Raw genomic sequence first — 14,931 nt, 5'->3', positions numbered from 1 at the left:
TTAAGAAACATTATTCTCGGACATTAAGCCCTTTTCAAGAGGACTTTCGGCGGGAAATAAAGGAAGGAAAAAAGCAATGGAAAAAAGCAATGGAAAAAAGCAATGGAAAAAAAGATGATTTAAAGAAAGGCTTCACTCATAATTTGAGTTCTTTAGCCATTTCCTGAAAAACCTTTCCTTTTTCAGTGGTGATGAAAAGCCCATTTTCATGCTTAATTAGTTCTTTTTCCTTTAGCATTTCCAGATACTTCTGGGCGATATTAAAATTCAGGTTTACTTCATACACAATGTGTGTTTTTTTGGCCCCGTTCATCGCTACCCTTAAGATATCAACTGCAATATCGGTCCTACTCCTCCTTTTCATTACTGACACTCCCCCACAACGAGTAAAAAATATCTTTGCAAGAATTCAACGCTTCACAAAATACTTTCCAGCGTATTTTATTTTATGAAACAAAGATTCTAATTTGTTTATAGTTTTCCCTACTATATAACAGTATCAGTATGACATAAAAGCGTCAGTGTATAGAATCAAAATGAAATTGACCCCTCAGAATCAGCCGCATCATGCTGAAAACCTATTAGTTAACCCGGAAAAAAAGAAAACAAAACTTATTGAAAAAAACTAATTTGTAGATTATATATAGACAGGCGTTACCATAATTGGGAGATACATCCTGATATTTGTTTTTGTGTGGAAATCTGATGGAAAGCTCCTCAACAGAATATTAAAAAACAAGAGGATAGCCCTTTAACTTTTAAACAAAAATATTCGTTGAGATATATAGAGATTATAATAGAGATTATAATAGAGGCAATACCTTCGAATCTAAATTCCTTATCCGTGTTGAAAACTTCACACGAATTAAAATACAATAAAATTTTTAGAGTTAAAAAGAGAAAAATAAGCAACATTAAGGGTCAATCTATAAAAGCGAATATAAAGTGAATGGAGATAACTTATTTAAAAAAAATATTATTATAAACTCCCCAGGCGGGCAAAAAAGACACCTTTTTTTAAAAATATAGTTTAAGATAATATACAAATGAATAATTCTTATTAAAATTTCTTAATGGTATATATTCTGTGCATTTTATCTAAATATTGGCAGTTGTCTAGGGGAATAGTTTGGGAGTTGGAGGCTTCAAGTACTGCAACAATGCAAAATGAAATCTGAAGATTGCAAACTTCCGGAAAGCCGGAGGGGCATCTTAGAGGGTCTGATGTCTTAAAGAATACTGTATTGTTGTGAAAAATTATTAATTATAGCCTTTTGCCATCCATGCGAATGAAAATGGGATATGGGGAAAAATGCAGTTTTAATCTCGCATTCGATTGAAGGTCGGCTATAATGTCATGAAGCACCTCCTGAGATAAAACACGATTCCTCGCGAGACTGGTTCATTTACACAAGTAAATAAGGGTGATACAGAAATGCGATGGAAAATAAGCGCGTTCTTAATTGTAGCTATCCTGGCATTGTCCACGGTAGCTGCAGTGCAGGCTTGTGCCTGCATAGAACCTTGTGGCACAAAAGTTGTGCAATGTGACCAGGACAGTACATTTGCACTTGAGAGAAACTGTCCGGCCGAAATCGTGCTAAGCGATCATGGTACATATTACATTGATCTTACACCGTACGACTATGCCATATCGGAAGGAGATGTCAGGATCACCTGGTATCACAACAACTATGGGCCAAACACAATGGTCGGCGTTGATGACATTGGCGGAGATGCAGGAGACCAGATCGTTGAGGTCCTTGATGAGTATCCGTTAGTTTGCTTCCTGGACATCAAAGATGACGGCTTTGACATTGAAGATCCTGTGTACTTTGACCTGGATGGCGACACAGAAATCACTCCTGGTGACATTAGGGTAACTGCTTCTCCGGCTCTTGACGTGTACAATGAAAATGGTGTACTTATCTATGAAGCCGGCGAATTTGGTGAGAAGTGGACAGTTGTAGCCTTTGGGGATAAAGACACTATAGATCCGTTTGAAGACCTTTGTTACATAGGTTGCGGATACCTCGACGAACTCGTAGGGTTCGTAGATTCCGACTGTGATGGCGAGTGGAGCGCAGGTGACAAACTCTACCTGAACCAGCCACACGATGAACTCAACCACCACTTTGACTATTTCGCCACAATCGGAGACGTCAGGCTTTACATCCCGCTTGATGACGAATGTGTACCGGAATGCGGCACCAAGGTGCTTCAGGGCGACTTTGACGCCACCTACGCCCTCATGGTTTTCGGTGAGGTCGATAGTGTTGGTGTGGAGGAGTCTATCAACGGAGACGCAAACCTTCCACAGATTGGAACATTCAATGATGTAGAGGTCTATCTTGATATGGATGGGGATGGAGAAGTTTCTGTTGGTGACATCAGGCTTTCAAGCGTATCCAACCACTACGAACCAAACACCAAGGTAGCCGAATGTGACTACTACGACCTCGGGCACCAGCTGTGCTTCCCGGATCAGAATGACATCATCCACTACTATGACTTTGATGCCAATTACGGTTACTCACTTGTAGACCCCATATACATCGACCTCGACTACAATGATTACGTATCAAACGGCGACATCAGGCTGTCTCAGGTTCCTGTGATAGACACTCCAGCCTACATGGCAGGCGATATTGGAATGCAGTGGTCTGTTGTGGTTGCCGGACCCGGAGTTGTAGATGATGACGATGCAGGCTGGTATCTTGAGGAAGTGCCAAATGCATATGGTGAAAATGCATGCGTATGGGAGTTGCTCGGATATGTTGACTCCGACTGCAGCGGGGATTGGACCTGCGTGGACAAGCTGTACCTGCAGCAGATGGTAGAGACTGATGAAAACCACGCACTGCCACACAACAAGTTCGTGACCATCGGTGACCTCAGGATCTACGTCCCACCTGAAGCAATCGAGGAAGAAGGATGGTACGACTGTGGCACGAAAGTCACGATGTGCGACATCGACGTGACACACGCTCTCTACTGGTGGCCATTAATGAATGATGATCTGTGTATTGACATCGGATTCTTTGACAAGAACGACAATGATGAATTCGATGTTGGTGAGGCAGCATACATTGACATGGACGGTGATGGAGAAGTTTCAATTGGTGACATCAGGTTGACAGAAGCGGTCTGCAAGTATACAACTTACCCGCCAAACACCAAGGTACTCGACCAGCACGCTGAGGACCTTGAGCGTGCCCTTAACTTCGGGCCCGGATATTGTGATGGAGAATTCGGATTCGGATACCTCTTCTTCGTAGACCTGAATGACAACGATGTCTATGATGTGACCGACCCGCTGTACATTGAAACCGATATGATTGATTGGGATGCATTCCCGATAATTGAAGACGTAGGACCAAGCCCCGGCGACATCAGGCTCACCCAGGTACCTGTGGTCGACGGACCGTTCGGACCTGCTGGTTCTATCGGTGAAGCATTTTCACAGATCGAAATTGGAGACAGGGACCTTAGCTGGCAGTTCTTCAAGAACACCGACCCTGAAGGCATGTGCATAATCAACCCTGTGGAATGGTACATCTCAATCTTCGATGTTGACTGCAGCGGTGACTGGACATGCAGTGATATCCTGTACCTCAAGCAGATCACCGAATGTCAGGACATCATGCATGCCGGATTTGTAACAGCAGGTGACTTCAGGCTGTTCGTTCCGCCGGAATATATTGATGAAGACCCGCAGGAGCCACCAGTGGAACCTGAATACAACCCGTACGATGCAAACGAGGACTGCATAATACAGATCGATGAAATGATGGACGCAATCGGAGACTGGAAAGCAGGATCCCTGTCGATGGAAGACATGATGGAAGTCATCTGTTACTGGAAAGCAGGGACTCCGTATTGTTGAGAACCAAATGCCACCTGAGAGGCACTAATCTGCCTCTCAGCTACACTTACTTGGGGGAAAGATTATGAATAAAGCAATTATGACGATTGGAATTGTAGCAATGCTGCTTTTAGCGGCATTACCTTTGGGGGCATCAGCTACAGGTTCCTCTAATGTCTGCAGGGATCTTCCATCGGGTGATCTGGCACCAGGTTCAACGATTACCGTCTCACTGGGTGTAACGGTGGGTTCTGCCACATACTACGCCATTGACGAGGAAGTTCCTGAAGGCTGGACAGTAACCGGTGCAAGTGGCAGCGGGGACTACACCAAAGATCCGGGGCACGTCAAGTGGGTAATCACAAGCGGTGCAGCAGACACGACATACACCTACACCGTAGAGATTCCCGAAGATGCCAGCGGAGCATATACCTTTAACGGCGAATTTATGATGGAGGGGATGGCAGACCCTGCAGCAATCGACTGTGACACACAGGTCAATGTTGCAGATGATGTCACCGGAGGAGACGACTGCAGCAATGTGTGCAGGGACCTCCCCGAAGAAGACCAGGCACCCGGCTCGACGATTACCGTCAAACTGGACGTGACAGTGGACTCTGCCACATACTACGCCATTGACGAGGAAGTTCCTGAAGGCTGGACAGTAACCGGTGCAAGTGGCAGCGGGGACTACACCAAAGATCCGGGGCACGTCAAGTGGGTAATCACAAGCGGTGCAGCAGACACGACATACACCTACACCGTAGAGATTCCCGAAGATGCCAGCGGAGCATATACCTTTAACGGCGAATTTATGATGGAGGGGATGGCAGACCCTGCAGCAATCGACTGTGACACACAGGTCAATGTTGCAGATGATGTCACCGGAGGAGACGACAGCAATGTGTGCAGGGACCTCCCCGAAGAAGACCAGGCACCCGGCTCGACGATTACCGTCAAACTGGACGTGACAGTGGACTCTGCCACATACTACGCCATTGACGAGGTTGTTCCTGCAGGATGGACAATAACCGGTGCAAGCGGTAGTGGGGACTACAACTGTGAACCGGGGCACGTCAAGTGGGTAATCACAAGCGGTGCAGCAGACACGACATACACCTACACCGTAGAGATTCCTGAAGAAGCTTGTGGAACGTACACCTTTGACGGCGAGTTCATGATGGAAGGGATGTCTGAACCTGCAGCAATCGACTGTGACACACAGATCAATGTAGCAGAAGTAGTGCTTCCCGACGGCCTATGTCTCACTGCTGGCTGGAACTTCGTATCCATCCCGTATACACTGGAGAAACCGGCCTTTAAAGATGTCCTCTGCGGTTTATCTGATGTTGTTACGTGTGTCCAGTACTATGACGCATCTGCAACTTGCACTGCCGATAAATGGGTGCACTCACTGAGTATGAACTGGGAACCTTTGAAAGGGTACTGGATTTATGCCAAGGAAGACTGCTGTATCCCGGCAGAAAAACTCGTCAGGAAGCAGACAAATAACGTCCTTCCGGCACTCAAGTTGTATCCTGGCTGGAATGCTGTCGGTTCTCCCGAAACAAGCACTCAATATGCAAACTGTGCGTTTGTAACCGTTGAAGGCTACTACTCAAAGGTTGTGGGCCCATGGGTATGTGATAATGGATACTGGGACTACCAGTACACCGGTTACAAAAACGGGTGCAGTGACACATGTTACGATGAGACCCATATGACAGTGGATCTCTTCCCCGTATATCCGTACAAAGGGTACTGGATGTATGTGACAGATGACTGCTGCACACTTGCCTGAAATCGGATCCCGGTAAAGGAGACAAATGAAAAGAAAAATTAAGGAATGTGGTGGGTTTCCAAAACTCACCATGCACATTTTTTATGGACGGTGACCTTATGATAAGGAGCAAAAAATTATTGATTAAGTTTACAATAATAATTCAGACCCTGATGTTATTATTTGCGGCGGTAGTGGTCCCTGCTGTAGCAGATGATTCTCAGGGAGCGATACCTGAGCGGCCCATTAATGTTGATGGGGAAATATATGTAAATGGAGAAAAAGCACCCGAAGGAACTCTGATTACCGTCAAAGTCAACGGTGAAGATGTAGGTTCCACTGTAGTGACGACTGAAGGAGTGTACGGAGACGGTTTCGGCAACAAACTTCCAATTCCCTGTGAACTGGAAGATTATAGTGACCTTGAATTTTACATAAACGGTGAAAAAGTAAAAGTGGATCCTGTAATTAATACTAATGATATTGATTCCGACGGATTCCTGACTCTGAAAATTAACGCTGAAGTATCCGAGGAAAACGCCAAGCCAAAAGTTTCCGGAGGCATGGGCGGTTCTTTCAAAGCAGCAGCTGAAGAACCCGAAACAGGAAGCATCAGTCAGGAGGAAGCTGCCATAAATGACATAGAGTCTGAAGCTCCCCTTGGAATTGAAGAAGCCGCCACCTCCAGCGCACATGAAAAATCAATTCCTGTTGACGAAGGCTCCAACACTATGCTGATAATTGCATGTGGCCTTGGGCTGTTACTGGCCGCTGGACTTCTAATGTATAAATCAAAGAAGAAACAGAAGGAATGAGATCGGAAGGAACATAACCTAAAAAAGCAGTAACAAAAATGAACGTGGTATTCTTCGAATAGCAGGCTCAAATAAATGAAAGTACTTTTCAAGTCACAGTACTTTCATGCCAATAAAATGAATTTGGGGGCCTCCTTCCTATCTCTTTCAAAAACGACGTCAGGATTTTTCTCATCAACTCAACCGAAAAAGAGTTTTCATCTAGACGTAAAAGCAGTCCTGTTGCCTCAAACAGGAGCTCAACATCTTTTTTGTAGCCTTGCACCTTGTAGAATTAATGTTTCCTGGTTTTTTGAGTGAGTATCCCTCCCAAAAACCAATTAATACATTGAATTGAATCATCTTATCAGGGAATACGAAGAAGAGCCACATTCATTCCCTGCCCTCTGAAAATTTAAATGAATCTTCACCAAGGATTTATTTTTAAAGTGAACTTTCTATATAGAGTTAAACTGGGGCATAACCCGGAAAAAAGAGTGGTATAACAATTTTATATCAAGTAGCCAAATACTGATTCCTTAAGGCAAATACAGGATTATAAGGCAATTTCCCTGTATGAAGATTTGATAGTAATATAGAAGTTGTATAACCCACCGCTAAATCTGACATTGAATCGAGAATTGAGAAACTTGAAAAGAAGGTATTAAAAAACCATATAATCAAAAAAGAAGGATTTAAAAGGGTATGGGCCCGCTGAGATTCGAACTCAGGATCCCCGCCGTGTAAAGGCGATGTCATGACCGACTAGACCACGAGCCCATTTTGCCATTCACATGCATTTTCAGAAGCTTGCTCTTAATGCAAGACCAAAAAGGCATTAGTTATATATATTGTTTTTGATTGCAAATGAACTTTAGAAAAGAATACAGGGCAAGTTTCTCATATTCTTTAAAGGGATTGCATCTAATTTAGGATGATATCAGGGTAGAATCTAAAAAAATGATAGAATTAGCCCCGAAAAAATATATTTTCCCAAAAAGTGGGGTTTTCAGCCATCCACAAAAAACCAGAGTGGAACAGAGCAACAAATATTTATAGTATATCAACATGAAAGGTATTTGTGAGCGGGTCTCTATTTTGTAAGATAACCCCAACCCCCCAACACCCCCAATTCATACTCCCCAACCCGCTCACTATGATTCTTACTGATTCTTACTGATTTTCGTAATGATTAATGTACCGACTTTTTCTCCGATAACCCTATAACCGGCGAAAGTGAGTGTTTATTCAGATGGGCAGAAGCGGTATTCCTGCCTTTAATCCTTGCATCCGGAGATTAGCATAAAGAGAAAATTATATATATTCAATATAAAATTGTCACGTTCCGAATGCAAGACTCTCGTCCCCATAGAAAACTCAAAAAGCTATTCATTTTTTTCAGCTGACATCCCCACTGCCAGATAAACCAGGCAATTAATACTAAAAAGTTCAAAAAAAAGATTAAAACAAAAAAGGATTCAACCCAAAAATAGAAATCCTCCTCCAATGCTCCCTCAATGCTTTTACACTTCATTTTTGCACCCGGCCTGTAACTTGTCACAGGAAAAACCGACTTTCTTCAGAAGGGCAAATACCCTTTAAATAACTCTTTGAATTGGAGAGAAATACGTGCATGTAGCTTATTTTGCCATATCGAAAGAGCCACATATTGAAAGACGGACGAGAGGACCTGGGAGAACATTTTTAAAAATAAAGATACATGCCCGAATTATAAAATATACAATATATAAGGAAAAAGTATTTATATGATGTGATGGTACAGATGCTCTGTGAGCGGGTCTCTTTTCAAAGTATAACCCCCCAAACTCATATCCCCCAACTATTCCCCCAAATATTCCCAAAAACACTCCAACCCGCTCACACCTTCTTTTCAACCTTTCTGGCCACTTTTCGAACTTTTCCTGAAACCTGAGAGAAACATCCCATTCTCTTTCCAGGCCTGGTTATGCATTGCCTGCCATCTGCATCCGCACGCGTACTCCGGATTCCACCCCGCTCACTTGAGACTGCAAAAGTTCCTGCAGAAAATGTTATCCTTCAAAATATATTATCCATTATGTCAACGAGTAAAAATATTTTTTAATATATTAAAAAAGTATTTATAAGTAAATTTCCATATATAGTCTATGTGAGCGGGTCCATACCCCCACTTCCCAAGAACATCCCCAAAACTTCTTCTTTTAAGTCAACCCCCAGACTCGCTCACACAAAAATTCCCCAAATAATTCTGTAGCTATTCCGACTTCTAAGCCACAAAAGACCTGAAAAATGATTTAAAAGTCGAACAGTGTTTTTTGCGTTTTCTGTTCGGCTTTTTTAGGAGCTTCGCTTTCCACTTCAGGAAGGCCTGCCGACTCCGTGCCCTCGGAAGCTTTCTTTTCAGAAAGCTTCGGGACCACAGAAGTTTTCTTATTTGGAAAGGTCGAATCGGTAAAGGCATTCTTTTCCGGAAGTGGCGGGCCAGCAGGGACTTTCCTTTCCACTGGGTCCAAAACAGTAATGGCATTCCTTTCTTCAGTTACGGAATCAGCTGAGCCCCTCTTTTCAGAAACTCCAGAACCTGAAACCTTTCGGTCCGGAAAATTACATTCAAGAGCTTTACTTTCAGAATTATTACTTTCAAAGGCCTTACTTTCCACGTATTCAAAGCCGACAAAGGACTTCTTTTCTTCTGTTTCCGGTTTCCGGGGTTCTTCAGGGGAAGCAGCAAACCCGAAATTAAGGGTCCTCTGCTTTCCTTCAGAATCTGGAGAAACATGTATATCGAGTCCGGTGACAACTGAGATCTCAGGAAGGGAAGAGGCCTTTTTTGCGGGCTCTGATGGAGCCGGACAGTCCAGAGACATCTGCTTTTTCCCTGGTTTTTCCGGTTGCTTGAAGAATTCGGGTTCCCTGGCCCCCTCTTTGTCCCCGCTAATCAGCAAAGCCTGGGCCTCATCATAGATTTTCTGGAGCTTTTTGCTAGCCTTGCTGCTTCCCGAAAGGTACATTAACTCTTCAAGTTCAAGCCCGAGGCCTGCCGCGATGTCAACAGCATAAGCCTCATCATTTAGCATCCGGGAATAAAGCCCAAGCAGGCTGCTCCTGGAATAGTGCATGGACTCAAAGGAATGTACCCCTACCTTTGAAGCAATATTATCCCGCATGTCCCGTTTTGACCGGGTCTGCCCGAGCCTCTTCCAGAGCGAAGGCTGCTGGTACTTGATAAAGCCGGGGTAGGGCCTGGACTTCGAAAGTGAGGCCCCGCAGACCATAAGCATGCTGGCATACCTCCACATCCGGTAGTTCTGGCGTCTCTTTACGCGCCCCAGGTAGAGGTCCGCCTTTGAGAGATAATCAAAGCCTGTCCTGATGTCGTCGAGTTCGCCGCCTTTTCCCGCATACTGGATAGGCAGGTTTTCATCGATCCAGTGCACCAGGTCTTCCGGGCTTTCGTCAAGCCCGCGTGAAGCTTCAAGGGCCTTTTTGCAGTCAGTGCTCTTGAAGATCTTCTGCATTGCCTTGAAAATATTGTCCTTTACGTCCCTGCCTGCCGTACTGATGTCTTCGGCTTCCAGAACCTGTCTCCCGCTGGCTGCAGCCTGGAGGTCGTTCATGGCACTCCGGAGGTCTCCTCCCGCATTTTCCGCAATCTGCTGGACCGCTTCGGGGCTACAGCGGATGCCCTCGGCATCGCAGACCTTCTTCAGAGCCGGGACCATGGAACGGCTCTGCACTGACCCGAACTTGATTTCCAGGCAGAGCCCCCGGATTGTAGGGGTGAGCCCGTAAACGTCGTTTGCAATAAGTACGATCGGATGAAGCGTATTTTTAATGATCCCGGATATCGCCCGCATCCCGCCCCGGTCCGCGGTCCCGTGGATATTGTCCGCTTCATCCAGAATGATCAGGCGTTTTCCCCCAAAGAGGGTGTTCATAGAAGCTGCCGACCCCGCAATTTTCTCGATCACGGCTTCGGTCCTCTGGTCGCTTGCGTTAAGCTCAATAGCCTCCCAGCCCATATCCCGGGCAAGGGCGTGGGCACTGGACGTTTTCCCAATCCCTGCAGGCCCCTCGAGGATCACAGCCCTCTTCTCGGGGATGCCCGAAAGCCACTCCTCAGCCCAGCTCCGGAAATCATGCACTGCCTTTTTGTTCCCCACAATATCCGCGAGGGTCTGGGGGCGGTATTTCTCAGCCCATTCGATTGCCGACGTCATCTTAAACCATACCAATAAAAAGAGAACTCATTATTAACCTTATATGTTTAATTTTTTTTATTATGTATAAGGCTTTTCATGCTATACCTTCTGATACTGATTCTGGATAAAGAAGTTTAATTTTACATGCCAGTCTGTGTTAAAATTATTTCTGGTCATGATAATAAAAGGGCTGAAGTTGCCATATCTACCCACAAAGAAAATAGGCGAAAATTAATTAATGTTTGTGCCTGTTCTTCTTTGAACTACCTAAAAATCGTATTCTTAGAACTACCTTAAATCTTACCAAAAAGTAATGATCTGCAGTTCTGATCGACATGGAAAATAATGGCATGGATGCCCTCCTGAAGGCTATCGAAAGCCGGGCCCGGATAAACAGGGCAAGGGTGGCTATGGGAATCAGGGAGCCTACCCCCAAAATTCTTGAAAGTGCATGGAGAGCCCAGGAAATGGGCTTTGCACAGGTCGTCCTTGTAGGAAACAAAAAGGAGATCGACGAGATAGGGACCAAACTTGAGGTAATTGACACCGAAGACCCTGAAAAAGCCCTTTCCGACCTCCTGGTTTCAAGACAGGTCGATGCTGCAATCAGGGGGACTGCCAAAGCCTCAGGAGCCCTTTCCGAACTAAAACAGGCTCTAGGCATGAAGAAAGTATGCCGGCTTGCCCTGCTCCTGACGGTTGACGGGACACCTTTCTTTCTCGCCCCTGTGGGAATCGATGAAGGTAACTCCATTGCAGACAAACTCCGAATGATAAGCCTGGGTGCCGAACACATAAGGAGGTTCGGGATTGAGCCTGCAGTCGGCGTGCTTTCCGGGGGCAGGATGGGCGATATCGGGAGGGACCGCCGGGTTGACCGGACCCTTGCGGACGGGGAGCTAGTAACAAGGAGAGCCCTTGAAATGGGGATTAATGCAAAGCACCATACCATTCTTATAGAAGATGCCATAAAGGAGTCAAACTTTATCCTTGCCCCGGACGGGATTTCTGGAAACCTGATCTTCCGGACCATCGCTTTCCTGGGAGGAGGAGACGGACTCGGGGCTCCGGTGCTTATGGATGATTACGTGTTTGTGGACACTTCAAGAGTAGGCGGACATTTCACGAAAGCCATAATGCTTGCAAGTGCACTTTCCCACCTGAACAAAGAAAGGAAAAAAGATTCGTTAAAGGAAATTCATTGAAAGAAATTCATTGAAAGAAATTCATTGAAAGAAATTCATTAAAGAGATTTATTGGAAATAATCAAGGGAATTTCATTAAAGGTGATTTATTGAAGGTTATTGCAGATAACTGGCCGGTGGTAAAAGGAGATTACATTGTAGGAAACCCCGAAGCCAGGGTTGCGGTTGTGACCCTGGCAAGCCACCTCGAAGCCTATCCGGAAGTCGCCCTCTGGGGGAGCTCAAAAACCGAAAACCTGGGGGTCGAAAAAATCATAGTGAATACGATTTCGAATTCTAACATAAGGTATATCCTGGTCTGCGGAGCCGAATCAAGGGGCCACCTGGCAGGCCATTCCCTCCTTGCAATTCATGCAAACGGTATCGATGAAAGGGGAAGAATTGTAGGCTCCGAAGGTGCAATTCCCTTCATAGAAAACATCTCAGCAGAAGCCGTCGAGCGCTTCCAGCAGCAGGTTGTCCTGATCGACCGCATAGGGCTCACCGACCAGGAAGAAATCCGGAAAATCGTGGACGACTACAAAAACCGGGAAGAAGCCTATCCGGAAGAACCCCTTGTCGTCTGTTCCCTGAAAAAAAGGCAGGTTTCCCTTGTAGCTCCGGTTTCCGGGGACGTGATAATTTCCGGAGAATTCGTAATGGATGCAAAGGCAGGAATTATCTGCCCGGCTGAAAGTCTCTGAGCCCTGGGAAAATACTTTTAGTTTTTAATATATTTCATACTTTATGAGCACCCGAAAACAGCGTTAACAGCCCAGCATTTACAAACATTTAACATAAAGAGAAATCTGCCAGAAAGGAACTGATTCATTAGCAGGTTGATTTTTAACAGGTTGATTCATTAGCAGGTTAATTTTGAGGGAGTAAAGATGTTTAAGTTCCAGAAAGAACAGGAAATCGTTAACATTGCAGGAGTAAAGATAGGCGGGCAGCCAGGAGAGCTCCCGACCGTGCTTGCAGGGACTATTTTTTACAACAAACACGGCATTGTGGAAGACGCTGCAAAAGGGCTTTTTGACCGGGCCGCTGCCGAAGAGCTTGTGAATCTGCAGGAGGCGGGTTCGGAAGAGACCGGAAACCCGCACATGGTCCATATCTACGGGACCACTCCGGAGAGCATCGCCCGCTACATTGATTTTATCGCTGAAATTTCGGACGCCCCCTTCCTGGTCGACTCCTCCGAAGGAAATGTGCGCTCCTTTGCAGCTGAGTACGTGAGCGAGGTAGGGCTTGCGGACAGGGCGGTCTACAACTCCATAAACATGAGCATCACCCCTTCCGAAATCGAGGCCCTTGCCCTCTCCGACATCGACAGCTCAATCATCCTGGGTTTCAATGCGGTTGACTCTTCCTTGCAGGGCAGGATGGAGATGCTGGAAACCGGGGCAGGCCTCCTGGAAGAGGGGCTGCTTCCCATAGCTGACAGGTGCGGGATAGTCAACAAGCTGATTGACCCCAGCATTACCCCCATGGGAAACGGGGCAGGAATTGCCCTCAGGATGACCATCACCGCAAAAGCAAAATGGGGACATCCCACTGGCTCGGGAATCCATAACGCCCCTTCCGCCTGGAACTGGTTGAAGCAGCAGAAAGAAAAAGACCCCGTCCTGTACAAAATTTGCGACATCGGTTCAACCTGCCTGCAGCAGGCCGCTACCGGGGACTTCATCCTCTACGGGCCAATCGAATACGCTCCCTACATCTTCCCCATGGCTGCCATGGGCGATATCATGATCGCAGAGGCTGTCGCAGACCTTGACATAGAACCCGCTTCCCGGCACCCTATCCACCTGCTTGTCTGAATGAAGCAGCAGGCCGGGTCTAAAGCTGAAATCCCGGCCTCCAGCTGCCTTCATTCCCTTTTTATTTCTTTGTACCTTTTTATTTCTTTGTAAATATCAACTTCATCCGGGGAGGGGCCTTTTCTGCAGTTCCGGAAAAGCTTTCCTGCAGAACCGCTTTCGGTAACAGAACTAATTTAAGGAACTGTGCTTCCAAAAGTATTTACTTTTTTGAATTAAATCCATATCATAATTTTCCGTAATTGGGGTCTATCCTATATTTTCAAAATCAGGGGAGTGGTATACTGGCCATAATTAAAAATAAAACCCGGCATAATATCCGTTTTGTCGCTTACAGGGCTGACGGGACCCAGATGCACCAGAAAGCTACCAAAATTCCGCCGGACCAGAGCCGCTACGTGAGCAAGGAATACGTGGGGGACATTGACTGGTTCATCATCACGGCTTTTCTGCCAGAAAGCACTATCGAAGACCATGTGGACGTGGACATCCTGCCGGCCGTAAGGGACGGGGACGATGCCCTTTCCTTTGCCAAAGTGGGGATCGAAGAAAAGTACGTGTTTATCGAAGACATTGAAAAGAAAGAGTTCCGCTTCTATCAAGACGAAGAGGAACCGGAAGGGGAAATCCACGGCTGGTAAGAGCCCACGACTGCTGAGTATTGAGGACGCTAAAGCCAGGCATTTCAAAACCGGCAAAACCTTTTCCCAAAATTTCTTTTCATGCCCTATTTCTGAGATTTTTCTAATGCCCTATTTTTGAGCCTTTTATTTTCCGGTTCTCTTGCAAGGTTTCTATTAAAACATAATATTCGGGCTTAATATTCCAGGCTTCTTCCCCTCTTACATCCTTACCGGTTACATTGCTACCTAAATCCCAATTTTAACCAGTCTTATATTCTTACCGGTCTTACATTCTTACCTGTAAGTTCCCACATCTCCAGTCCCTTCAGCCGGGCCGCCCCTGCCGCGTGCACACTGGATGCAGACACCTTTTTCAGGGTCCATACAGCGGCTGCACACTAATTTTCCGCATAAGGGACAGGTGTACAGCTTTGCCGAACGACCGCAAATTGCGCATAATCCCATCACTTCCACAAGTTCAACTCCCATTTTTTCTAAACAAAAGATGGACTTTGGGCACTTATAAACGTTTCTCGATGTCTTCTATGCAGGGAACTCTGATTTGTGAAGAATCTCAGCAGGGAGAACTTTGAATCAGGATAAAACCCGATAAAAAGAAAATTCCCGACAAAAAACTCACAAAAAGAAGCTCATAAAAAA

10 protein-coding genes and 1 tRNA gene are annotated in these 14,931 nt (G+C 45.6%); 7 read left to right on the top strand and 4 right to left on the bottom strand.

Translation table 11 applies throughout. The features are described 5' to 3' along the window. Positions 1-136: 136 nt before the first annotated feature. On the bottom strand, positions 137-364 hold the full coding sequence (locus tag FTO70_RS09795; RefSeq protein WP_255335616.1) for a winged helix-turn-helix domain-containing protein: 228 nt from the start codon (positions 362-364) through the stop codon (positions 137-139). Between the two features lie 1,071 nt (positions 365-1,435). On the opposite strand from FTO70_RS09795, the gene FTO70_RS09790 reads away from it, so the two are divergent. The 3 genes from FTO70_RS09790 (at position 1,436) to FTO70_RS09780 (ending at position 6,460) form a co-directional block, all read left to right on the top strand. After that, on the top strand, positions 1,436-3,886 hold the full coding sequence (locus tag FTO70_RS09790; RefSeq protein ID WP_255335574.1) for a hypothetical protein: 2,451 nt from the start codon (positions 1,436-1,438) through the stop codon (positions 3,884-3,886). A gap of 64 nt (positions 3,887-3,950) precedes the next feature. Further along, on the top strand, positions 3,951-5,666 hold the full coding sequence (locus tag FTO70_RS09785) for an Ig-like domain-containing protein (RefSeq protein ID WP_255335573.1): 1,716 nt from the start codon (positions 3,951-3,953) through the stop codon (positions 5,664-5,666). Between the two features lie 98 nt (positions 5,667-5,764). Then, positions 5,765-6,460 carry a hypothetical protein gene (locus FTO70_RS09780; protein WP_255335572.1) on the top strand — a complete coding sequence of 232 codons (696 nt, stop codon included), beginning with the start codon at positions 5,765-5,767 and terminating at the stop codon, positions 6,458-6,460. Positions 6,461-7,145: 685 nt separating this feature from the next. On the opposite strand, the gene FTO70_RS09775 is transcribed toward FTO70_RS09780, so the two are convergent. Both FTO70_RS09775 and FTO70_RS09770 read right to left on the bottom strand, forming a co-directional pair. Continuing rightward, positions 7,146-7,219, bottom strand: a tRNA-Val gene (locus tag FTO70_RS09775). 1,514 nt (positions 7,220-8,733) lie between these two features. Continuing rightward, a complete protein-coding gene (locus tag FTO70_RS09770; RefSeq protein ID WP_255335571.1) occupies positions 8,734-10,674 on the bottom strand; it encodes a replication factor C large subunit in 1,941 nt (646 codons plus the stop codon). 302 nt (positions 10,675-10,976) lie between these two features. Between FTO70_RS09770 and mtxX the strand changes: the two genes are divergently transcribed. From mtxX to FTO70_RS09750, 4 genes are all read left to right on the top strand, one after another. Continuing rightward, entirely contained in the window at positions 10,977-11,846 is an 870-nt protein-coding gene (gene mtxX / locus FTO70_RS09765) for a methanogenesis marker protein Mmp4/MtxX (RefSeq protein ID WP_255335570.1), read from the top strand. 89 nt (positions 11,847-11,935) lie between these two features. Next, positions 11,936-12,529 carry a tetrahydromethanopterin S-methyltransferase subunit A gene (locus FTO70_RS09760; RefSeq protein ID WP_255335569.1) on the top strand — a complete coding sequence of 198 codons (594 nt, stop codon included), beginning with the start codon at positions 11,936-11,938 and terminating at the stop codon, positions 12,527-12,529. A gap of 186 nt (positions 12,530-12,715) precedes the next feature. Next, complete coding sequence (mtrH, locus tag FTO70_RS09755) at positions 12,716-13,648, top strand: tetrahydromethanopterin S-methyltransferase subunit H (RefSeq protein WP_255335568.1); 933 nt, start codon at positions 12,716-12,718, stop codon at positions 13,646-13,648. Positions 13,649-14,001: 353 nt separating this feature from the next. Beyond that, positions 14,002-14,289, top strand: a complete 288-nt coding sequence (locus FTO70_RS09750; RefSeq protein ID WP_255335567.1) for a hypothetical protein — start codon at positions 14,002-14,004, stop codon at positions 14,287-14,289. Positions 14,290-14,565: 276 nt separating this feature from the next. On the opposite strand, the gene FTO70_RS09745 is transcribed toward FTO70_RS09750, so the two are convergent. Then, on the bottom strand, positions 14,566-14,760 hold the full coding sequence (locus FTO70_RS09745; RefSeq protein WP_255335566.1) for a zinc finger HIT domain-containing protein: 195 nt from the start codon (positions 14,758-14,760) through the stop codon (positions 14,566-14,568). Positions 14,761-14,931 lie beyond the last annotated feature (171 nt).

It is taken from the genome of Methanosarcina sp. KYL-1, assembly GCF_024372725.1.
Taxonomy (GTDB): Archaea; Halobacteriota; Methanosarcinia; order Methanosarcinales; family Methanosarcinaceae; genus Methanosarcina.
This window is presented reverse-complemented; position numbering and strand designations above follow the sequence as displayed.

What these genes read in the sequence shown, in the direction of transcription:
- FTO70_RS09795 (WP_255335616.1), bottom strand. Translation starts at nt 364, where the DNA reads ATGAAAAGGAGGAGTAGGACCGATATTGCAGTTGATATCTTAAGGGTA.
- FTO70_RS09790 (WP_255335574.1), top strand. Translation starts at nt 1,436, where the DNA reads ATGCGATGGAAAATAAGCGCGTTCTTAATTGTAGCTATCCTGGCATTG.
- FTO70_RS09785 (WP_255335573.1), top strand. Translation starts at nt 3,951, where the DNA reads ATGAATAAAGCAATTATGACGATTGGAATTGTAGCAATGCTGCTTTTA.
- FTO70_RS09780 (WP_255335572.1), top strand. Translation starts at nt 5,765, where the DNA reads ATGATAAGGAGCAAAAAATTATTGATTAAGTTTACAATAATAATTCAG.
- mtxX (WP_255335570.1), top strand. Translation starts at nt 10,977, where the DNA reads ATGGAAAATAATGGCATGGATGCCCTCCTGAAGGCTATCGAAAGCCGG.
- mtrH (WP_255335568.1), top strand. Translation starts at nt 12,716, where the DNA reads ATGTTTAAGTTCCAGAAAGAACAGGAAATCGTTAACATTGCAGGAGTA.
- FTO70_RS09750 (WP_255335567.1), top strand. Translation starts at nt 14,002, where the DNA reads ATGCACCAGAAAGCTACCAAAATTCCGCCGGACCAGAGCCGCTACGTG.
- FTO70_RS09745 (WP_255335566.1), bottom strand. Translation starts at nt 14,760, where the DNA reads ATGGGAGTTGAACTTGTGGAAGTGATGGGATTATGCGCAATTTGCGGT.